Origin of the sequence: Amycolatopsis sp. WAC 01416, assembly GCF_003947485.1 — a bacterium.
In the GTDB taxonomy this organism is placed as follows: domain Bacteria; phylum Actinomycetota; class Actinomycetes; order Mycobacteriales; family Pseudonocardiaceae; genus Amycolatopsis.
The window spans coordinates 473545-494277 of sequence record NZ_QHHX01000008.1 but is presented as its reverse complement, the minus strand read 5'-3'; the positions used below and the strand labels follow the sequence as shown (position 1 = coordinate 494277).

21 protein-coding genes are annotated in these 20733 nt (G+C 69.5%); 12 read left to right on the top strand and 9 right to left on the bottom strand.

The genetic code is table 11. The features are described from left to right. Positions 1 to 57 precede the first annotated feature (57 nt). Positions 58 to 1530, top strand: coding sequence for a nitrilase-related carbon-nitrogen hydrolase (locus DL990_RS28580; RefSeq protein WP_125800477.1), 1473 nt, complete (start codon positions 58 to 60; stop codon positions 1528 to 1530). 76 nt (positions 1531 to 1606) lie between these two features. Beyond that, positions 1607 to 2311 (top strand): response regulator transcription factor, encoded by a 705-nt coding sequence (locus DL990_RS28575; RefSeq protein WP_125800476.1) that lies wholly within the window; start codon positions 1607 to 1609, stop codon positions 2309 to 2311. Here DL990_RS28575 and DL990_RS28570 read toward each other — a convergent pair. Genes DL990_RS28570 through DL990_RS28560 form a run of 3 tightly spaced genes read right to left on the bottom strand, consistent with a single transcriptional unit; the run spans position 2305 to position 4588 of the window. Further along, positions 2305 to 3408, bottom strand: coding sequence for an ABC transporter permease (locus tag DL990_RS28570; protein ID WP_233620600.1), 1104 nt, complete (start codon positions 3406 to 3408; stop codon positions 2305 to 2307). The genes DL990_RS28575 and DL990_RS28570 overlap by 7 nt on opposite strands. Positions 3409 to 3416: 8 nt before the next feature. Beyond that, the gene (locus tag DL990_RS28565) at positions 3417 to 4076 is read right to left on the bottom strand and encodes an ATP-binding cassette domain-containing protein (RefSeq protein ID WP_125788012.1); all 660 of its coding nucleotides are present in this window, start codon (positions 4074 to 4076) and stop codon (positions 3417 to 3419) included. Beyond that, entirely contained in the window at positions 4073 to 4588 is a 516-nt protein-coding gene (locus tag DL990_RS28560) for a lipoprotein ABC transporter ATP-binding protein (protein WP_233620599.1), read from the bottom strand. Before DL990_RS28560 ends, DL990_RS28565 begins: the two co-directional genes overlap by 4 nt. Before the next feature lie 77 nt (positions 4589 to 4665). On the opposite strand from DL990_RS28560, the gene DL990_RS28555 reads away from it, so the two are divergent. Both DL990_RS28555 and DL990_RS28550 read left to right on the top strand, forming a co-directional pair. Continuing rightward, positions 4666 to 6003, top strand: a complete 1338-nt coding sequence (locus DL990_RS28555; protein ID WP_125788013.1) for a HAMP domain-containing sensor histidine kinase — start codon at positions 4666 to 4668, stop codon at positions 6001 to 6003. Positions 6004 to 6292: 289 nt separating this feature from the next. Beyond that, complete coding sequence (locus tag DL990_RS28550; RefSeq protein ID WP_125788014.1) at positions 6293 to 6928, top strand: TetR/AcrR family transcriptional regulator; 636 nt, start codon at positions 6293 to 6295, stop codon at positions 6926 to 6928. A 262-nt stretch (positions 6929 to 7190) separates the two neighbouring features. Here the strand turns inward: DL990_RS28550 and DL990_RS28545 are convergent, their stop codons facing one another. Beyond that, positions 7191 to 7928, bottom strand: a complete 738-nt coding sequence (locus DL990_RS28545) for a TetR/AcrR family transcriptional regulator (RefSeq protein ID WP_125789932.1) — start codon at positions 7926 to 7928, stop codon at positions 7191 to 7193. A gap of 60 nt (positions 7929 to 7988) precedes the next feature. Between DL990_RS28545 and DL990_RS28540 the strand changes: the two genes are divergently transcribed. Together DL990_RS28540 and DL990_RS28535 are read left to right on the top strand one after the other, a co-directional pair. Further along, the gene (locus DL990_RS28540; protein WP_125800474.1) at positions 7989 to 8858 is read left to right on the top strand and encodes an alpha/beta fold hydrolase; all 870 of its coding nucleotides are present in this window, start codon (positions 7989 to 7991) and stop codon (positions 8856 to 8858) included. A gap of 225 nt (positions 8859 to 9083) precedes the next feature. Beyond that, positions 9084 to 9566, top strand: coding sequence for a hypothetical protein (locus DL990_RS28535; protein ID WP_125800473.1), 483 nt, complete (start codon positions 9084 to 9086; stop codon positions 9564 to 9566). On the opposite strand, the gene DL990_RS28530 is transcribed toward DL990_RS28535, so the two are convergent. Further along, positions 9515 to 10990, bottom strand: coding sequence for a carotenoid oxygenase family protein (locus tag DL990_RS28530; protein WP_125800472.1), 1476 nt, complete (start codon positions 10988 to 10990; stop codon positions 9515 to 9517). The genes DL990_RS28535 and DL990_RS28530 overlap by 52 nt on opposite strands. A 129-nt stretch (positions 10991 to 11119) precedes the next feature. Here DL990_RS28530 and DL990_RS28525 point away from each other — a divergent pair, with 129 nt between their 5' ends. Both DL990_RS28525 and DL990_RS28520 read left to right on the top strand, forming a co-directional pair. After that, positions 11120 to 12085 carry a helix-turn-helix domain-containing protein gene (locus tag DL990_RS28525; protein WP_125789936.1) on the top strand — a complete coding sequence of 322 codons (966 nt, stop codon included), beginning with the start codon at positions 11120 to 11122 and terminating at the stop codon, positions 12083 to 12085. 74 nt (positions 12086 to 12159) lie between these two features. Then, complete coding sequence (locus DL990_RS28520) at positions 12160 to 12348, top strand: DUF5302 domain-containing protein (protein ID WP_076164687.1); 189 nt, start codon at positions 12160 to 12162, stop codon at positions 12346 to 12348. A 287-nt stretch (positions 12349 to 12635) separates the two neighbouring features. Here DL990_RS28520 and DL990_RS28515 read toward each other — a convergent pair whose 3' ends face one another. From DL990_RS28515 to DL990_RS28500, 4 genes are all read right to left on the bottom strand, one after another. After that, on the bottom strand, positions 12636 to 13706 hold the full coding sequence (locus DL990_RS28515) for a Glu/Leu/Phe/Val dehydrogenase (RefSeq protein ID WP_125789937.1): 1071 nt from the start codon (positions 13704 to 13706) through the stop codon (positions 12636 to 12638). A gap of 159 nt (positions 13707 to 13865) precedes the next feature. Next, on the bottom strand, positions 13866 to 15059 hold the full coding sequence (locus DL990_RS28510; RefSeq protein WP_125800471.1) for a DegT/DnrJ/EryC1/StrS family aminotransferase: 1194 nt from the start codon (positions 15057 to 15059) through the stop codon (positions 13866 to 13868). Then, positions 15056 to 15841: a tryptophan 2,3-dioxygenase gene (locus DL990_RS28505; RefSeq protein WP_125789939.1), complete on the bottom strand. Its 786-nt coding sequence runs from the start codon at positions 15839 to 15841 to the stop codon at positions 15056 to 15058. Before DL990_RS28505 ends, DL990_RS28510 begins: the two co-directional genes overlap by 4 nt. Further along, positions 15838 to 16659 (bottom strand): PaaX family transcriptional regulator C-terminal domain-containing protein, encoded by an 822-nt coding sequence (locus DL990_RS28500; protein ID WP_125800470.1) that lies wholly within the window; start codon positions 16657 to 16659, stop codon positions 15838 to 15840. Before DL990_RS28500 ends, DL990_RS28505 begins: the two co-directional genes overlap by 4 nt. A gap of 48 nt (positions 16660 to 16707) precedes the next feature. Here DL990_RS28500 and DL990_RS28495 point away from each other — a divergent pair, with 48 nt between their 5' ends. The 4 genes from DL990_RS28495 to DL990_RS28480 are packed head-to-tail and all read left to right on the top strand — an operon-like array spanning position 16708 to position 20445. Next, positions 16708 to 17433 (top strand): creatininase family protein, encoded by a 726-nt coding sequence (locus DL990_RS28495; protein WP_125800469.1) that lies wholly within the window; start codon positions 16708 to 16710, stop codon positions 17431 to 17433. Beyond that, positions 17430 to 18932 (top strand): benzoate-CoA ligase family protein, encoded by a 1503-nt coding sequence (locus tag DL990_RS28490; protein WP_125800468.1) that lies wholly within the window; start codon positions 17430 to 17432, stop codon positions 18930 to 18932. Before DL990_RS28495 ends, DL990_RS28490 begins: the two co-directional genes overlap by 4 nt. Next, complete coding sequence (locus DL990_RS28485) at positions 18929 to 19621, top strand: SDR family NAD(P)-dependent oxidoreductase (RefSeq protein WP_125789943.1); 693 nt, start codon at positions 18929 to 18931, stop codon at positions 19619 to 19621. The genes DL990_RS28490 and DL990_RS28485 overlap by 4 nt, the downstream gene beginning before the upstream one ends. Next, entirely contained in the window at positions 19618 to 20445 is an 828-nt protein-coding gene (locus DL990_RS28480) for an enoyl-CoA hydratase family protein (protein ID WP_125800467.1), read from the top strand. Before DL990_RS28485 ends, DL990_RS28480 begins: the two co-directional genes overlap by 4 nt. Positions 20446 to 20733 lie beyond the last annotated feature (288 nt).

Below are 20733 nucleotides of genomic sequence, written 5' to 3'. Positions count from 1 at the left end.
GCACTCGCTGCCCAAGGTCCGCTGTCGGGGCGGCCGTGGTTTCCTACCGTTCGCGGCATGAAACCACGGCTGCTCTGGTGGCTGGGCACAGCGCTGCTCCTGCTCGCCGTCCACACCGACTGGAACGTCCCGCTCGCAACGTGGGTGTTCCCCGTCTTCCTGCTCCGCTACGCCCGTCAGGTGCCCGTGCGGCGCGCGATCCTGATGGTGGGCTTGTCCCTGCTGATCGGGCAACTCTTCTGGCTCGGTGTCACCGGCCTGCTGTTCGTGCTCTCCGCGCTGCTCACGTTCACCCTGCTCGCGGTTTTGCAGACGACGGCGTTCCTGGCCGATCGCCTGCTCGCCGACCGTGCCGGGGTGTTGAGGACGCTGGTGTTCCCGGTGACGCTCGTCGCGGGCGAGTACCTCTTCACGGTGATCACCGGCTTCGGGGATTTCGGCGCGCTCGGCAGCACCCAGTCCGGGAATCTGCCGCTGCTCCAGACGGCGTCCGTGACCGGCGTATACGGCCTCACCTTCGTCCTCGCGTGGTTCGCCTCGGTCGCGAACACGGTTTGGGCGGAGGGGTGGCCGCGGGCCAAGCGCACGGTCCTCGTCCACGTTTGCCTGCTCGGCCTGGTGTTCGCCGCCGGTGGCGCGCGGTTGCTGTTCGACGCTCCCACGACGAAGACGGTGCGGATCGCGGGGATCAGTCCCTCGGCCGAGGCCGACCGGTCGAGTTCCGACGCGCTGGAGCGGATCGGGGTGAAATATTGGCGAGCACAGGAGGTCGGCGCGGCGGATCCGGCCGCGGTCGGCGCCGCCTTCGCCCCGGTCACCGAGGATCTCGTGGCCAGGACCCGGCAGCAGGCGTCCGCGGGGGCGAAGATCGTGCTCTGGCCGGAAACGCACGCCAGGGTGCTGGAACGCGATCAGGCGGCACTGCTCAGCCGGGTCGGCGCCGAAGCGAAACAAGCGGGCATCCACGTCGGCCTCGCGTACGCGCTCTACACCGCGCAGGCGCCTTACATCCGCAACCTGGCCGTGCTCGTCGGGCCGACCGGCGAGGTGTCGTGGACCTACGACAAGACGCATCCCACGCCGATGGAACCGATGACTCCCGGTCCGGGCATCGTCGCAGGCGCGGATTCGCCGTACGGACGGCTCGCGATGGTCATCTGTTACGACGCGGACTTCCCGGGCCTGATGCGCCAGGCCGCGGACAAGGGAACCTCGCTCATGCTCGTCCCCGCCAACGACTGGCCGGGATTCGGCTCGCTGCACGCGGAAAAGGCCACCTTCCGCGCGGCGGAGAACGGTTACGCGCTCTTCCGGCACTCCACCCACGGGAATTCCACAGCTGTGGACAGCCAAGGGCGTGTGCTCGGGCATGCCGACTACTACCGCACGGATCAGCAGACGCTCGTCGCGGATCTTCCGGTTCAGTCGCGAACACAGACCGTGTACGGCCATGTCGGTGACGTGTTCGCCTGGTTGTGTCTCGCGGCGGCCGCGCTCTGTCCTTTATGGACATATCGAAGGAACCGTTAGCGCTCTGTTACGGAAGAGGTGGTGTTCGTAACGTCTCAGCCGAAAAGAACAGTGTTCAACGGTTAAGCTGCCCCGCATGCCGAAACTGCTGGTGGTCGAAGACGACGACGCGATCGGCGGTGTCCTCGAATCGACGCTCCGTCTGCACGGCTACGAGGTTTCCTGGCAGCGCGACGGCCGCACCGCACTCGCGGCCGCGGCGGAGGGCGACATCGACTTCGTCCTGCTCGACCTCGGCCTGCCGGATCTGGACGGGGTCGAGGTCTGCCGACGGCTGCGGGCGGAGCTGCCCGGCGCCGTCCTGGTCATCCTGACCGCCCGGCAGGAGGAGATGGACGTCGTCGTGGGCCTGGAGGCAGGCGCCGACGACTACCTCACCAAACCCATCCGCCTCGGTGAACTGCTCGCCAGGGTGCGGGCGCATCTGCGGCGCGGGACGGCTCCGCCCGAAAGCAAGCCCTCGATCGCCGTCGGCCATCTGCGGGTGGACACCGCCGGACGGCGGGTCAGTGTCGGTGGACGGGAGATCCCGTTGCGGGCCAAGGAGTTCGACCTGCTCGCCCGGCTGGCCGAGCAGCCGGGTGTCGCGGTCAGCCGGGACACCCTGATGTCGGAGGTGTGGGACGCGCACTGGTACGGCTCCACGAAGACCCTGGACGTGCACATCGCCGCGCTGCGCCGGAAACTGACCGAGTCGGCGCCCACGCCTGAGCAGGCGCCGCGGATTTCGACCTTGCGCGGCCACGGGTACCGCCTCGAACAGCCCTTCGAAGCTCAGTAATCGCGCAGGTCGGAGACCTCGTCGCGGGCGGCGAGCTGCGCGATCCGCGCCGACGCCGCCACGCACGAAACGATCACCACCGCCGCCAGCAGGCCGAAGTACCCGTGCGGCGGAGGCACTCGTTCCAGGCGCGCGAGGACGACGAACAGGATGCCGAGCAGGTGCCCTCCGAGCAGGCCCCCGCCGGCGACCACCAGCGCGTCACCCGCGATGAACGCCGCCACCTGCCGCCGTTTCCCGCCGAGCGTGCTCACGATCAGCAGGTCGCGGCGACGTTCGTTGAGCGCCGCCCCGAACGACGGCCCGGCCGCGGCGGCGGCGAGGATCAGCGACACGATCAGGTCGACCTTGGCCTCGCCGCAGCCGTCCTTGGTCAAGACGGTCGAGATGGCGAACGCCACGGCCAGCGCGACCAGCACCACCGACCGCGCCAGCAGCGCGCTCCGCCACGAAATGGACAGCGCGAGCACGCCCGCCAGCCCCGAGACGAGCGGCCGGAGTATTCCGCCGATCGCCCGCTTTCCCTTCCGCAGCCCCAGCTCCACCAACCGCCACAACAGCATCGTGCCGCCTGCCCAGCCGAACAGCGGCCAGGCGAAGGCGAGCGCGAGCAGGAGGAAGTCGAGGCCGTAGGGCGACCACCATGGCGGCCCGTCGTCGGCCGGGACGAAATACCACTCGCGCAGCACCGGAGGCAGGACGGCGAGCGCCGCGACGAGCGTCCCGGCGAGCAGCAAGAGAACGATTTCCCGGACGAGCGCTACGCCGGAGCCGGTCGAGAAACCACAAGCCAGTGACAGGGCGACCCCGACCAGGCCGCCGGCCAGCCCCGAGGCCGTGGCTTCGGCGGCGGCCAGCCCGAGTACCTGCCCGCCGGTGGCCCCGCGGGCGCGCAGCAGGTCCTGATCCGCCCGCAGCACCCGCGCCGAAGGGGTGGCCAGCAGCACCACGAGCACCATCGCGGGCACCCATCGCGGCGCCAGAGTCCCCGTCCAGCCGTGCACCGCGAGCAACGTGGTCACGATCGCGACCCCGGCCGCGGGCACGCCGAGCCTGGCGGGGCGCACGCGCGCGAGCCCGCCGACCCACAACGCCATCGCCGCCATCATCGGTCCCGCACCAGCTTCCCGTCGACCATCGCCCACTGTTCGCCGAACAGCCCGGCCGGGGCCGGTTCGGCGGTGGCCACCAGCAGTCCGGCGGCCAGCCGGTCCGCGGCCTGCACGAGCCTGCCGAGGAGCCGCTCCCCCGCGCGCTGGTCCAGCCAGCCCGCCGGGTCGTCGGCGAGGATGAGTTTCGGTGCGGGCGCGAGCGCCCTGGCCAGGACGGCGAGCCGGATCTGCTCACCGGTCAGGTCGCGAGGCGCCTTCTTGGCGAAACCGGCGAGGCCCACGAGCTCCAGCGCGCCGTCGACGGCGTCGCGGACCGCGGTGCCGGTGCGGCCCGCGAGGACCAGCGGCAGGGCGACGTTGAGCCGGACGTCGAGATCGCGCAGCAGCCCGCCGTCCTGCAGCACCAGCCCGATCAGGTCGGGCCCCGGCGGCGACGGCTCGAACGCGGGCCACTCGATGGTGCCCGCCGTCGGCTTCTTCATCCCGGCGAGCACGTGCAGCAGCGTGGTCTTCCCGGCACCGGCCCTGCCGGTCACGACCGCGCGGGTCTCCGCGCGGATCACGCAGGTGACGCCGTGCACGGCGACCACCGCGGTCAGGCCGGAACCGTAGGTGTGCGCCAGCTCGTCGGTGCGGACCAGTGGCGGCGTCACGCCACTCTCACGATCCGGTGCGCCGCCGCGGCGATCTCGTGGTCACGGGTCGCCACGACGACGGCCGTCCCGCGGGCCGCGACCGCGCACAGCAGATCCATGAGTTCGAGCGCGGCGAGCCCGTCGAGTTCGCCTGCCGGTTCGTCGGCGACGACGACCCCGGGCGCCCCGGCCAGCGCGACGGCGACCCCGGCCCGCGCGCCTTCCAGCGGCGACAGCGTGCCCGGATAGGTATCACCTCGGCCTGCCAGTCCGACCAGTTCGAGCAGGTCGCCGGCGTCGCGCAGGGAGCGGCGGCCGGCGAGCCTTCCCGCCAGCACGACGTTCTGCCCGACGGTGAGATGGCCGAAGAGGTTCCCGCGCCTGAGCAGCACTCCGACATCGGGAGAACCGGCGGGGGCGTCGCCACTTCCGGCGGGCAGCACGGCCACACACTCGCCCGGGACGGCGAACCGGACGAGGGGGACGGATCCGGGCCCCGGGCCTGCCATGACGGCGGCACGTCGGCGCATGGCCCCAAGGTAAAGCGAACGGGGTCAACATCGCCTTGATCTCAGGTCAACGGACGGCAAAATATCGCGTCGAGTGGGTGATCCTCTCCCTCGTCGGCCACACTCTGTCCGTGCGCCGCCGGATCGTCACCCTCACCGTGCTGGCCGCGGTGCTGGCGATCACCCTCTTCGGAGCCCCGCTGGCCATCGCGGTCGCCAGATTCCACGAGGGCAACTCGACCCACGACCTCGAACGGGTCGCCGACACGGTCGTGCTCGACGTGACCGGCGATCTCGCCAACGGCCGGGTCCCGGAGCTCCGGCCGATCAAACCGGACAAGGACCACATCCGCGGGATCAGGGTCGCGGTCTACACCCCGACCGGCAGGCTCCTCGCCGGTAACGGCCCGGCCAGCGAAGACCGATACGTCCGCGAAGCGCACTACACCGACATGGCGACCGGGACGCGCGAAGACGAGGTCGTCCTTGCCGTCCCGGTGCTCAGCGGGCAGTCGCTGGTCGGCGTGGTCCGCGCCGCCCACCCCCGGTCCGAACTGGACGCCCAGATCCGGCTGACCTGGATCAAGATGATCGTGCTCGCCGGGCTCGCGATCGGGGCCAGCTGGCTGATCGGGCGCCGGATCGCCACCCGGCTGGCGCGGCCGCTGGAGGATCTGGCCGCCACCGCCGAACGCCTCGGCGAGGGCGACTTCACCGCCCGCGCCCGCCGGACGGGGGTCCGCGAGATCGATCAGGTCGCCGAGGCGCTCGACGTCACGTCCGAGCGGATCGGCGAGACACTGGAACGCGAGCGGACCTTCTCCTCCGACGCCTCCCACCAGCTGCGGACGCCGTTGACCGGCCTGCGCCTGCAACTCGAGGCGGCGCTGGAGAGCCCCGATCGCGACCCCTACGCGACGATCCGCGACGGCATCGCGTCGGCCGACCGGCTGGAACGCACCATCGACGACCTGCTGGCGCTGGCCAAACAGACCAGGGCGCCGCGTGCGCTGCTCGACCTCGGCAAACTTTTCGAAGAGGTCCGCCAGACCTGGCACGGCCTGCTCGCCGGACGCGGCCGCGCGCTGCGGATCAGCGGACGCGAGGCCCTGCCGGCGCGGGCGGCGGACGCGGCCGTACGGCAGGTGCTCGCCGTGCTGCTCGACAACGCGGCGACGCACGGACGCGGCACGGTCACCGTCCTCGCCCGAGACGCCGGGGACGCGCTGGCCATCGACGTGAGCGACGAGGGCACGATCGAGGACGGTCACGATCCGTTCGTGACCGGGGAACGGTCCGAAGAGCGCGAAGGGCATGGGATCGGGCTGCGGCTGGCGCGGAGCCTCGCCGAGGCGGAAGGCGGGCGGCTGCGGCTGACCAGCCCGTCGCCGGCGACGTTCACGCTGCTCCTGCCCGCCGAACGCCCGCCACGGTAAAGGCGGGTTCACGCGTCGGGTCCATTCGACGAGGCCGTCCTCAGCTCCGCCAACAGGCTCGTAAGAAGGCCCGGGCCTGGCGAGCTAGGGGGGGTTACTCGCCAGGCCGGGCCGGTAGGAGGCAAACGCGCCCCGACAGCGCGCACGGCATGCCACCTGAATGAAGACGGTAAAGACCAGCGGGCCAACAGACGGTACACGCCGGATTAACTGACACTTTGCTTTTTCATGTCACAGCAATACGGCCGTTGTGCGGCCGGGCTGAATCGATCGTGGGAAGATTGACCGCATGACCACCGAGCCGGCGCCGAGATGGCGGAGACTGGAACCGGACGAACGCAAGGAGCAGATCTTCGCCTGCGCGGCCCGCCTTTTCGCGGACCGTCCCTACTCGGAAGTGTCCACTTCGGACATCGCGGCGGCGGCCGGGGTCGCCAGGGGGTTGATCAACCACTACTTCGGCACCAAACGCGAGCTGTACCTGGAGATCATCCGCCGCGCGCTGACCGTGCCGAGGCTCGCCGTCGACATCCTGCCGGAGGGCCCGCTCGAACTGCGCGCCGACGTCGCCATCGACTGGTTCCTGGACATGGTCACCAGTCAGGAGAAGATGTGGCTGGCCGCGATCGCGCCGGAGGGCATCGGCCGGGACCTCGAGGTCGAACGGATCCTCGAAGAGGCCGATCGCGAATCGGCCGACCGGGTACTCGAAGCCGTCGGCCTCTCCCGCGAGAGTGAACACGGGCAGGAGCTGAACGCGCTGGTCCGCGCGTTCGGCGGGATGGTCAAGGCGGCGGGCCGCGAATGGCTCGTCCGCGGTTCGCTCGACCGCGCGCAGGTGCACACGCTGCTCAGCAAGTCACTGGTCACACTGGTCGGCGAGGTCTTCCCCGAGATCCAGCGCGCCGCCCCGCGTCACGGGTAGGCGCTGTCCGGCATCGAGAGGGAAGGCGAACTTGGCGGGTTCGGTGCCGGGGGGTCGTGAGTGGCGATTCGGGTTCTAACCCGAATCGCCACTCACGACCCCCCGGCACGACACTTTTGCCTTACCCCTCAACAAGTCTGTTCGATGACTTGCAGGACAGCGCCTAAAAGAAGCCCCCGGCACCTCGAGGGGGAGGTTGGTGCCAGGGGCTTCGGGACCGGTGACGAGCACCGGTATTCCTCCACACTACGCCGATTCGCTGTCACGGCTCTGTCAAACTTCCGAGAGCGTTCAACTGGGTGAGCCGATGCTGGAGCCCGTCGAGACAGCGCTGCACGGCGTAACCGTAGAGCCGCTCGTAGTAACCCGCCGCGAGATCGGGATCCGCGACCAGCGCCGAAATCGATTCGCCCAGCGCCGCCATCCCCGGCAGATCCTCGCGGGTGCGGTACGCCGCGTAGCCCTCGGACCGGTCGAGCTGGAGCGCCATCGCGCTCTCGCGGTCGTCCTCCATCGCGACGAACTGGCAGGCGGTGGCGAGCAGCAGGTTGTAGGCGAACGGCGCCTCGGTGCCGAAGCCCGCCGCGAGCAGACGGCCGATGCCGGTGTTCATGGTCGGCACGGCGGCGGCGACCGACGGCCCGAACAGGGCCAGCCGCCGCGCCGAGCCGGGATAGCGGCGCAACACTGTCCGCACGGTCGGCAGGAACTCGTCGAACCAGTCCCGCCACGGCAGGGTCTCGTCGGGCAAGGTCAGCTCGCCGACCACCCGGTCCAGGACCGCGACGACGACGGTGTCGCGGTCGCCCACGTGGTGGTAGACCACCGCGGGGTAGGCGTCGACGGCGGCCGCCAGCTGCCGCAGCGTCCAGTTCTCCAGCCCGGACTCGGCCGAAAGCTCCAGCGCCGCGTCGACGATGCGGTCTCTGGTGACCGCCTGCCGTCCGGAAGCCGCGCGCGACCTCGGCCGGGAACCCGCGTCTTCGGAGAAAGTCGGCATGCGGGCTACCGTATCCGCCTTCGCCTGGTCCGATGGTGGCGGTTCCGGCAGGATCGTGGCATGCCCCGCGCGCGTGTGAACGGTCTCGAACTCGAGTACGACACCTTCGGCTCCCCCGCGGATCCGCCGCTCGTCCTGGTGATGGGTCTCGGCGCCCAGATGGTGACGTGGGAAGTCGGCTTCTGCGAACTGCTCGCCGCGGGCGGGTTCCACGTCGTCCGGTTCGACAACCGCGACATCGGCCTCTCGTCCTATCTGGACGATCTCCCCGCGCCGGATCTGGCCGCGCTCGCCGCGGGCGACCTGACCTCCGCGCCGTACCTGCTTTCCGATCTCGCCGCCGACGTCACCGGGCTGTTCGACGCGCTCGGCTTCGAGCGGGCGCACGTCGTCGGTGCCTCGATGGGCGGGATGATCGTGCAGCAGCTCGCGATCGACGCGCCGAAGCGGCTGCTGAGCCTCACCTCGATCATGTCGACGACCGGGGATCCCTCGGTCGGGCATCCGGAGCCCGCCGCGCTCGCCGGGCTGACGCGTCCGCCCGCTGCCACCCGTGAACAGGCGATCGCGGACGGCGTCGAGTGGTTCAAGCTCGTGGGCTCGCCTGGGCACCCGTCCGAGGACGAATTCCTGCGGATGAAGGCCGCCCGCAACTATGACCGGGCGAATCACCCCGCGGGCGCGTTGCGGCAGGCGGCCGCCGTCGTCGCCTCGGGTGACCGCACGGCGAAGCTACGCGAGGTCCGCGTCCCGACGCTCGTCATCCACGGCGAGAGCGACCCGCTGATCAACGTCAGCGGCGGGAAGGCGACCGCGGAAGCGATCCCGGACGCCGAACTGCTGCTGTTCCCCGGAATGGGGCACGACCTGCCGCGGCAGTTGTGGCCCGCGATCGCCGACGCGATCATCGTGCACGCGCGGAAGGCTTGAGGGGCAAGGCAAGGGTGGCGTGGTCGGTGCCGGGGGTCGTGAGTGGCGATTCGGGTTCTAACCCGAAACGCCACTCACGACCACCTCACGCCAGACCACCAGCCTCACGACACCTTTGACCTTCTCCTCGATAAGGGGTCAGTGTTCCGTCAAGAATTCCGGCGGAGGCGTAGGGAACCCGTCGACGCCGACGGCATGCTCGGTGACGTGGAGTTGACTGGGCGGATGAGGAAACCCGAGTGCTTCGGCTTCCCGTTCGGTTGTGTCTCCGTCGTCGTCGCGGCGTCGGTGGCCGGGCTCCTCGGTTCCGCCCGACATCACAGCTTTTCCTTGGTGGTCTTGGGTTTCGTCGTGCTCGCCACCGGCGCCGTGACACGCCTGGCCGCGGCGGCCGGGACGGCGCTGATCGCCTGGAGTGTCCATTCGGGATTCACCGTCGGCACGGCGGGCGAGCTTCAGTTCACCACCGAGACCGGTGTCGCCGCGGTCGTGTTCGCCACCGCGACCACGATCGGCGCGCTCGCCGGAGCGGTACGACGTTCCGTGCGAAAGGCCGTGTCCGAGTCGCCCCACCCCCTGGAAGGGGCGACTCGGACACGGCTTCCCGGCGTGCGCGCACCTGCCCACTCCCCTCCGGTGGGCGGATGCGAAGGGGATCATCGGCTACCGGAAGGTTCCAGCTGGTCCGCCCGGACCCAGGTCGCGTGAAAACCGAGCGGGACACGCTGGGGCAAAAGGACCCTGGCCACGGGTCCGGCAGCGAGATCGGCGGCGTCGAAGACGTCCAGTTCCGAGCGCCCCTCGCGCTCGTCCTGGACGAAGGTCACCAGATAGCCGTCAGCGGAATCGGCGGCCGCGCCGTCGCGTGGTGCGAACGGCGCCTCACTGCCCCACCGGCCCGGACCGAAGCGATATTCGGTCTTGGCGCCGGCACGATTGTCGTAGCACACCAGGCCGTCGAACTTGAGCGTCGAATCCGGCGAGATGTGCACCGCGTAGGAAAAGCGATTCCGGCCGCCGACCACCCTCGAGTCGACGGACGGAAACTCGGTGTTGTCGTCGTCGAGCTGGTCCTCCAGGCACTGCCCGGTCCGCAGGTTGAACCGGTAGCGGTGCGGTGAGGCGTCCAGCCGCAGGTACGACAGCATCTTGGCGAGCGGGGTGCGTGCGTCGGCCCGAGGGCTCGGCCGCTGGACGCGGCAGACGTCGAGGACGATTTCCTCGCCCTGCTCCCAGGCGTTGACGACGTGGTAGATGTAGCACGGGCTGGCCTCGAACCAGCGGATCTGGCTACCGTTACCGTAGCGAGGCAACACCCCGAACCGGCTCGGCAGCGACCGGTCGAACACCAGCTTGTGACGGCCGTTGCGCGCCGCCTCCCTGTCCTGCACCAGCGGCAAGTCCATCAGGATCGCGTAGTTCTCGGTGATCGCCATGTCGTGCGGCAGGCGCGGACCGGGGAGTTCGATCTCGGTCGTGCTCGCGACCCTGCCGTCGGCGCTGATCACGCCGTAGCGCAGGTACGGCGGCCGCGGCCCGTAGTCGAACCAGAACATTTCGCCGGTGCGCTCGTCGACCTTCGGATGCGCCATCAGGTCGCCGACCAGCGTGCCGAGGAAGTCCTCGGCGCCCAGCGTCTCCAGCGACAGCGGGTCGACCCCGTACGGCTCGCCGCACATGTACCAGGTGGAGAGCACCTTGCCTCGATGGAAGATCAGGTCGGTATTGGCGCTGTCCTTGACGTTCAGGCCGTGCGAGTTGCCGAACGGGTTGCCCTTGGGTGACTCCATGACGCCCTTCCAGAGCGCCTTGCCCGCTTCGGATTCGGCCTCGAACGCCTTGGTGCGGATCCAGCGGTTGCGGTAGCGGGCCTTGCCGTTCTCCAGGTGGACGGCGTGGATCATGCCGTCGCCGTCGAACCAGTGGTAGCGGCCCTCCGGCTCGAATCGCGGATTGGGGCCGTTGCGCAGGTACACACCGTTCAGGTCCGCGGGGATCTTGCCGATGACCTCGAGATCACTCGCGTCGATCTCTTCGCCGACCGGGGCGTAGACACCCAGCAGGTACGGGTTGACCTCGGGTTCTCCGGCGGCGGCTGCCACCAGGACCGGCTGCTCGGAGGTACTGGTCATCGGTTCTCCCCGGCTGGTTCGCGTTGACCGATTGCCGAGACACTATGATTTCTGTAGTCAGCTGTCAATAGACTTCTGCTGCTGTAGTCAGTAGTACGCTGACAGCGACATCACCGGAGAGGCACGTACGTGACAGAGGCGACGGCGCACCGCGTCCGGCCGGCGGGCGATCCGTTGCGCCGGGCGCTCGAACTGCTCGGCGACCAGTGGACCTTGCTGATCCTGCAGAGCCTGTTCCTGCGCTTCCGCCGGTACGAGGAACTCCGGCTGCGACTCGGCATCTCCCCCACCGCGTTGTCCGGGCGGCTCCGCGAAATGGTCGACGGCGGCATGCTCGTCCGCACGCCGTACCGCGACGCGCGCCGCACCCGGCACGAGTACCGGCTCACCGAACGCGGTCTCGCGTTGTGGCCGCTGCTGATCTCGATCTGGGCGTGGGAACGGGAATGGGTCGAGGGACGGCGTGCCGTGCTGCCGACGCTGATCCACCTCGACTGCGAGCTGCCCACTTCGGCGCCGCTCGGCTGCGCCTCCTGCGAACGCCGGGTCGACGCCCGCGACGTCCGCGCGCGGCGGCTCGACGACACCGGCGTCGTCGAAGCGACGGCGACGAAACGCTTCCGCCGCAAGGACGCCGAATCCCTCGCCGGTGACCCGCTGATGTTCTTCCCCGACACCATGGAACTCCTCGGCGACCGGTGGTCGACCGGGCTGGTGGTGAGCGCACTGCTCGGGGCACGGCACTTCTCGGAGTTCGAACGCGAACTCGGCATCGGCCCGAGCGTGCTTTCGGGGCGGCTGTCGAAACTCGTGGACGTCGGCGTGCTGCGGACCGGGACCGCGAAGACCCGCACCGACGCGCACGACTACCGGCTGACGGCGAAAGGGCTCGCGTTCTTCCCCGCGCTGGCGTTCATCGCCGAATGGTCGCGGGGCTTCGAGGTGCCGGGACAGGACCCGGACATCACGCTGGAGCACGTGGACTGCGGCAACCGGCTGAAGCCGATCCTGCTGTGCGACCACTGCTGGCGGCCGCTGCTGCGCGACCGGGTCCGGTTCGGCGGCCCGGTCCGGCTGCCCACGCCGCCCAGGTGACGTAAATCGACTCGCCAATCCGGATGGTTCCTGACAGGGTGAGAACGTCACATGTCGTCACCTCGGAGGTAGTAATGACTGAACCGGCACCGTCCCCAGCGGATGGCGAAGAGGACGACACCAAGCGCAAGTTCCGCGAGGCCCTGGAGCGCAAGCAGGCCCAGGCCCGTTCGGGCTCGGCACACGAGAACGCCGGCGGCAAGAACCTGCACGCCCACGGCCCGGCCGCGAACAAGCGCACCTTCCGTCGCAAGAGCGGCTGAGTCCCCGCGCCTCTGGATACACATGACGCGAAAGCCACTTTCGGAGCACCTGGTGTCCCGAAAGTGGCTTTCGCCGCTTCCGAGCCCTGTATCGGCTCCGTGCCTGTGAAGGGGCAAAGCCGGCGTTGCGAAAGTGGCTTTCGCAACCTCTCGGATCGCCACCGCACCGCACCGCAGCACACCGGCCACCTCCGGGCACCCCTGCGGCCAAGTCCCCAGTGCAATGAAGGGGCCTTTCATAGCAAATTTTGCTATGAAAGGCCCCTTCATTGCACTTGCGGGGAGAGCTACACCGTCAGGATCGACCGCAGTCCGCCGACCTCGGCCATCCGGCGCTCCGCCAGCCGGTCGGCCGCCGTCGACGGCGGGACCCCGTCGGCCTTGGCCAGTGCGAACACCGCCTTGGTGGTGTCGAAGATGGCCGTCGTCTTGCGCTTGGCGCGCGCGAAGTCGAAGCCGTGCCGCTCGTCGTCGACCTGGATCACGCCACCGGCGTTGACCAGGTAGTCCGGCGCGAAGAGGATGCCGCGGTCGTCGAGTTGCTTGCCGATGCCCGGGTGCGCGAGCTGGTTGTTGGCCGCGCCGCAGACGATCTTGCCGCGCAGCAGCCCGACCGTCTCGTCGTTGAGCACGCCGCCCAGCGCGCACGGCGCGAAGACGTCGAGTTCGGTGCGGATCAGCGTGTCGAGGTCTTCGACGACCTCGACCCCGGGGTACGCCGCGCGGGTGCGTTCGATCGCCGCGGGCGACACGTCGGTGATGACCACCTGCGCGCCCGCCTCGATCAGATGCCCGACGAGGATGTGCCCGACCTTGCCGACCCCGGCGACGCCGACCTTGCGGCCCGCGAGGTCCGGGACGCCCCAGACGGCGTCCGCGGAGGCGCGCATGCCCTGGTAGGTGCCGAAGGCGGTGAGCACCGAGGAGTCGCCGGCGCCGCCGTTCTCCGGCGAGCGGCCCGTGACGAACTCCGATTCGCGGGCGACGATGTCCATGTCCTGCACGTAGGTGCCGACGTCGCAGGCGGTGATGTAGCGGCCGCCCAGCGACTGGACGAACCGGCCGAAGGCGCGAAGCAGCGCTTCGGTCTTGTGCTTCTGGGGATCGCCGATGATGACGGCCTTGCCGCCGCCGAGGTCGAGCCCGGCGAGCGCGTTCTTGTAGGCCATCCCCTTCGACAGCGCGAGGACGTCCGCGAGCGCGGCTTCCTCGGACTCGTAAGGGTAGAACCGGGTTCCGCCGAGCGACGGACCCAGCGCCGTCGAGTAGATCCCGATGATGGCCTTCAGGCCGGTGGCCTGGTCTTGGCAGAAGACGACCTGTTCATGGCCGGTACCCTGGCCGAACACTTCGGTCACTGTGGTGACTCCTTGTCCTGGAGTGCACGCTGCTTGTGGCTCACGTGCGAAGTTCCTGCAACAAGGCACAGTCCCCGACGAAGGTCGTCCGGCGGCGACGGTGCCACATCGCAAACCTAGATCGCCCCGGTCCGTTCGCCAAACCGGGGCAGAGCCGTCTCAGCCGTCGACGACCTCTTGGAGGACGTGGAGCGCGGAGTCGAGCTGGCGATCGGACAGGTACGGTGCGGGCCCGAACCTCAGGTACGGGCCGCGGCTGTCGGTACGGACGCCGCGTCCGGCGAGGGCGGCCTGAAGCGCGCCGGCGTCGGCGCACTTCAGTGACAGGAAACCGCCGATCCGGTCCAGCGGTGTCTCGCGGTCACGCGTGATGACCTTTTCGGGCAACCCGAGCTTGTCGAAGCCCTCGGCGAGGAAACCGACCTGGTGCCGCGAGACCTCCCGCAGGAACTCGGGCGTGAGCCCCTGCTCGGCGAAGAACCGGAAGACGCGAGCACCCCGGTAGTGGCTCGTCGGGTCGTAGGTCGCTCCGGCGAACCTGTCCGATCCGTAGGCGTAGGCGACCTGGCCGGGTCGGCGCTCGTCCGCGAGCGCGCCGAACTCGGCGTACCAGCCGGTGACGACCGGGCGCAGTTCCTGCGCGTGCGCGGGCATCCGCAGGAAACAGTTGCCCTCACCGAGCTGGAGGTACTTGTAGCCGCCGCCGAGGACCCAGGCGTTGGTGAGCCCGAGGTCGTGCAGCGAGAACGGGACGGCGCCGAGCGCGTGGTAGGCGTCGACGACGAGGTTCACCGACTTCGAAAGGCAGACGTCGGCGAGATGCGCGAGGCCCGGCACGAGCCGGGAGGTCTCGAACAGCACGGCCGAGACGAGCACGGCGGCGGTGTCTTCGGTGACCTCGGCCGCGACGCGTTCGGCCAGGGTGTTGACCGGCGTCGCGGGGACGCGGACCACCTCGACGCCTTCCTCGGCCAGCCGTGCCAGCTGACGGCGCAGCGTGTGGAACTCCCCGTCGGTGGTGACCAGCCGCGGATGGCGCGGGAGATCCATCGCCGAGAGGAACCGGATCACCAGATCGTGGGTGCTCGCGCCGAGCGCGATGGCGCCGTGCGGGTCACCGAGCAACGCCCGGAACCCGGCCCGCATCTCGTCGGCCTTCGCGAAGGCCCGGTCCCACTTCGTGTCGACCTCTTCGGCCGCGTCGGCGAAGGCATCGAGAAGGCCCTCCCGCGCGACGTCGGGCCAGGCCTGATGCGAGTGCCCGGTCAACAGGATCCGGTCCGCCACGCCGAATTCCGCGTAGTGCGCCGCGAGCGCGTTGGGGTCGCGGCGGAGTTCGTCGAGGTTCGTCAAAGCCTGCTCCGCACCGCCCAGAGGTCCGGGAACATCGGGGAGAAAAGCGTCGAACGAAGATAGTGCGCGCCCGACGAACCCCCCGTCCCGGTCTTGTCTCCGATGGTGCGCTCGACCATCTTCACGTGCCGATACCGCCACTCCTGCATCCCTTCGTCCAGATCGACCAGGTGCTCCGCCACGACGGACGGCCCGGTGTCATCGCGGTAGACCCGCAACAGAACCTCTTGGAGCGCCGGAGAGGGTTCGAGTGGCTTGGTGACATCGCGCCCGGTCGGGACGTCGTACTCCTTCACCGCGAGGTAGGTGACGAAGGAATCGAAGAGCGACGGCCGTGACATCGCGTCGGAGATCTGGGCGCGCTGTTCACCGCCTTCGGGGTAATGCGCGAACACCCGCTCGTCCCGGCGGCCGAGAACGGCCTCCAGAACGCGGAATTGAGCCGACTGGAACCCGCTCGAAGCGTCGAGTCGCGCACGGAAACTGGTGAACTGGCTCGGAGTCATCGTCTCGAGCACATCTATCTGCGCGACCACCACCTTGAAGATAGTCAGGATTCGCCGCAGAGTACGGACGGAGTGAGCGGTGTTACCCGCCTCGAGCTGCGCCTGCAGGTAAAGCGCCTCGTGGAGAACTTGTTTGAACCAAAGTTCATACACTTGGTGGATAACAATGAAGAGCAACTCGTCGTGTTCGTCGGAGCGGGGATGCTGCGCGTCCAGCAATTCGTCCAGCGAAAGGTAGGACGTGTAACTCAATGCGGCCTGAGTGTCGCCTGTCATTTTTCTGTCACCTCATCGAAATGGCGTTGCGCGGCCGGGGCCAGTGCCTGGTAAAGATCGTGGAACAGGTCGACCGCGGCCGCCCGGCTCGGCGGAGCCGGTACCAGCTCGACCGGGAGTTCCGGATCGAGCGACGGGAAGGCGCGGAAGGTGTGCGTCAGCCAGGTCCGGACGGCGAACGCCTCCGGGTCGGGCAGGTCACCTGGGTACCCGCCGAAATCCCGGACGAACGCGTCGTATCGCGCGGCGAGGCCGTCGAGGTTCCAGGCCCGGCCGGCGAACCGCCGGACGTCGAGGCCCGCCGACGGTTTCCCGAGCATCAGCCCGGCGTACTCGGAGACGTCCAGTTCGGCCAGCAGGGCGAGCACCTCGGCCTCGCGGTCGTGCGGAGCGATCCAGGTGCCGTCCTGCACCGGCCCGAAACCGAGGAAGCGCAGACGGCGCACCAGCCGTTCCCGGGCTTGGCGGCGGCTTTCGGGAATGCTCTGCCACAGCACGGTCCACTCCCCGACCTCGCGTTCGCGCCTGCCGAGGGAGAAGATCCGGCGGTCGCCGTCCTCCAGGAGCGCGATCGTGCGGCGGGTCAGCGAGTAGTGGGTGAGCCTGCCGGCCTTGTGTCTCGCGAGCAGGTCGCGGCGGGCGAGCCTGGCCAGCGCGATCCGCGCGGCGCCGTCGGAGAAGCCGAGCCCGGCGAGCACGGCGACCAGGCCGCCGGACCAGACACGGCGGCTCTCGCGCGGCGACACGTAGGTGCCGAGCAGCGTCATCACCAGTTCCTGGGGACCTGGGTCGCCGTGCGGTGTGGCCGATTCGGGCATGCGCGCAACTCTATACACCTCAGGCCGCTGCGGTGTAGCTTGATTCGGGTGACGTACTTCGCGGAGTTGAGCTCGCGTCAGGTGGCCGCGCTCGCGTCCGATGCGCGCGTCCCCGTGCTGCTACTGCCGGTGGGCGCGGTCGAACCACACGGGCCGCACGCGCCGCTGGGCACCGATCCCCTGATCTCACGGGGGATGTGCGAGCGTGCCGCCGCCCGGCTGGCGGGTGACCCCGGCGTCCGCGTGCTGATCCTCCCCGAGGTGCCCTACGGCGTGACCCGGTTCGCGGCCGGCTTCGCGGGCGGCATCTCGATCGGCGAAGAGACCCTGCACGCGCTGCTGACCGAGATCTGCGGGGCGCTCGCCGAGCAGGGTTTCTCCCGGATCCTGCTGGTCAACAACCATTTCGAACCGGCACATCTGGCCGTGCTGCGGCGCGTGGCGGAGATCGGCGGCGTCGGCTTCGTCGACCTCGTCCGCCGCCGGTACGCCACCCGGCTCACCGACGAGTTCCGCTCGGGCGAGTGCCACGCCGGGCAGTACGAGACGTCGCTGGTGCTCGCCGACCGGCCGGACCTCGTCGACGCCGCCGTCCAGCGCACGCTGCCCGCGGTCCACGTCGACCTGGCGCGCGGCGGGGTCACGGACTTCGCCTCGGCCGGGATGACCGAGGCCTACTGCGGCACTCCTGCCCAGGCGAGCGCCGAAGAAGGCGAGAAGACCTTCTCGGTGCTCACCGACATCCTGGTCGAAGCGATCCGGGAGCTGGTATGACCTTCAACCTGGCGACCCATTTCGTGGACCGCCTCCCCGGCGAGCGGACGGCGTTGCTGTGCGGCGACGAGGAGGTCACGTACGCGGAACTGGCGGCACTGGTGAACCGCGCCGGGAACGTACTGCGCGACCTCGGTGTCCGAAGTGGACAGCGGGTCCTGCTGGCGCTGAACGACAGTGTCGAGTTCGTGGCCGTCTGGTACGCGGCGCAGAAGATCGGCGCCGTCACCGCCGAGGTCTATTCCTTCCTCCAGCCCAAGGATTACGCGTACTACCTGGCCTACACCGAGGCCGTCGTCGTCATCGCGGACGGCTCGACGTTGCCCGCGCTGCGCGAAGCCGGGGCACGGAACCTGCTGGTCATCGGCGATGTCGAGGTGGAGCCCGGCGAGCACTCGTTCGACGCGCTGGTCGCGTCGGCTTCTCCCGACCTGAAAGCCGCTCCGACCACTTTGGACGATGTCGCGATCTGGAAGTTCACCACCGGGAGCACCGGCTCGCCCAAGGCCTGCGTGCATCCGGCGCGCAGCGCGCTGGAGAGCTTCGACCGGTACGCGCTCGGCGTGCTCGGCCTCCGCGAGGGCGACCGCGTTCTGGCCGTGCCGAAGTTGTTCTTCGGCTACGCGCGGGATCTGACCGCGTTGTTCCCGTTCGGCGTCGGCGCGTCCGGGATCGTGTTCCCGCAACGCAGCACCGCCGAACTGCTGTTCTCGCTGATCGAGCGCTACCGCCCCACGATCCTGGTCAACGTGCCGACCATGATGAGCGCGATGATCGCCCATCCGGCAGCGTCTACTGTGGACATGAGTTCGCTGCGGCTCGCCACGTCGGCGGGCGAGGCATTGCCCTCGGAGCTGCATCGCAAGTGGGACAACACGTTCGGCGTCCCGGTGATCGACGGGATCGGCTCGTCGGAGGCATACCACATCTACCTGTCCAATGTGCCCGGCGCGCAGCGGGTCGGCAGCCTCGGCCGCGAGGTCCCCGGTTACACCGCTCGCGTTCTCGACGAGAGCGGCGATCCCCTACCGGACGGGGAGATCGGCACCCTGGAGGTGACCGGCCCGACCATCGCGCGGGAGTACTACGGCGACGCGGAGAAGACCGCGCGGACGTTCCACGGCGACACCCTGCGCACCGGTGACCTCTTCAGTCGCGACACCGACGGGTACTTCCACCACCACGGCCGCGCCGACGACCTGCTGAAGGTGTCCGGCGTGTTCGTCGCGCCGAGCGAGATCGAAGACTGTCTCATCGGTCATCCCGCCGTCGTCGACTGCGCGGTGCTGGGGGTGACCGTCGACGGCCTGGTCGTCCCGCGGGCGTGCGTCGTCCTGGCGGAGGGCGCTTCCGTGACCGCCGACGAACTGAAGGACCACGCGCGGGCTCAGCTGGCGAAGCACAAGTATCCACGCGAGGTGGTGTTCGTGACCGAACTTCCCCGCACGGCCAACGGAAAACTCGATCGGCGCGCGTTGCGCCGGGTGGAGGCAGAGTGAGCAGGATCGTCGTCGTAACCGGCGGGACACGCGGGATCGGCGCGGCCATCGCCGCCCGGTTCCAGGCCGCCGGGGACAAGGTGCACGCGCCCGGCCGGGCCGACTGCGACGTCACCGACGAAGACGCCGTCGCCCGGTACTTCGACGACCTCGGCCCGGTGGACGTGCTGGTGAACAACGCCGGGATCTCGGCGAGCGCCCCGCTGGCGAAGACGTCGCTGGAGCAGTGGCGGAGCCAGTTCGAGGTCAACGCGACCGGTGCTTTTCTGTGCACACGGGCGGTTTTGCCCGGTATGCGGTCGCGTGACACCGGCCGGATCGTCACCGTCGCCTCGACCGCGTCGCATATCGGCTACCGCTACACGGCCGGGTACACCGCGTCGAAGCACGCGGCCGTCGGCCTGATGCGCGCCACCGCCGCGGAACTGGCGGGCACCGGCGTCACCGCGAACGCCGTCTGTCCGGCCTTCGTGCGCACGGACATGACGGCCGCCTCGGTCGCCCGGATCCAGGAACGGACCGGCCGCGACGAAGCCGGCGCGGAAGCCGCCCTCGCCGCCGCGTCCCCGCTCGGCCGCCTGCTCGAACCCGACGAGGTCGCCCACGCGGTGACCTTCTTCGCGGCGCCCGAAGCCGCCGCGATCAACGGACAGACACTCGTCCTCGATGGAGGTGGGATCCAGTCATGAGCCCGTTCCGCGCCACGCCGCCGATCACGACGGACTGGGAGCACTTCGAGTTCACCGTGGACGACGGCGTCGCCACGGTCACCTTGGACCGCCCCGAAAAACTGAACGCGCTCACCTTCGACGCCTACGCGGACCTGCGCGACCTGCTGGCCGAGCTGCCGCACCGCGGCGACGTCCGGGTGCTGGTCATCACCGGCCGCGGGCGCGGTTTCTGCTCCGGCGGCGACGTCGAGGAGATCATCGGCGAACTGCAGAAAATGGAGTCCGCGGAACTGCTGGACTTCACCCGCATGACCGGCGCGGTGGTGAAAGCGCTACGAGAGTGCCCCATCCCGGTGATCGCCGCGGTGAACGGCATCGCGGCGGGCGCGGGTTCGGTGATCGCGCTGGCGAGCGACTTCCGGCTCATGGCGTCGTCGGCGAAATTCGCTTTCCTGTTCACGAAAGTCGGCCTGGCCGGCGCGGACATGGGCTCGGCGTACCTGCTGCCGCGGCTCGTCGGCCTGGGCCGCGCGACGGAACTCCTGATGCTGGGAGACAAGATCGACGCGGCCCGCGCGGAGGCGATCGGCCTGGCTTCGAAGGTGGTACCCGACGATTCGCTCGCCTCCGAGGCTTCCGCTTTGGCCCGGCGGCTCGCCGACGGACCCGCGTTGGCCTACAGCACGACGAAGGTGCTGTTGACGCGGGAGCTCGACATGGACCTGGGGAGTTCCATCGAGCTCGAGGCGATCACGCAGGCTCTGCTGATGACGGCGAAGGACCACGGGGAGTTCTATGCGGCCTGGACGGCCGGGCGTTCGCCTCAGTGGACCGGACGGTGAGCTCTTACCGCCGCAATTAGTCACCTACTTGCGTGCCGGTCGGCTGGTGTCGGCGATCAGGCGTGCCCCCGACGTTGCGAAAGCCACTTTCGCAACATTGAAGGTTGCGAAAGTGGCTTTCGCAACACCTGGCAGACCGGGCCCGGCCCGCACCCAACGCCGGGCCGCACGCCCCTCTCCCCACCCGACCGGCCTTAGAGTCCCCCGCAACTAGGCGCTGTCCTGTAAGTCTGTTCGATGGGCTTCGTGATCCAGGTGGTTCCTGGCGGTGCGGGCGGATCGGCCTCG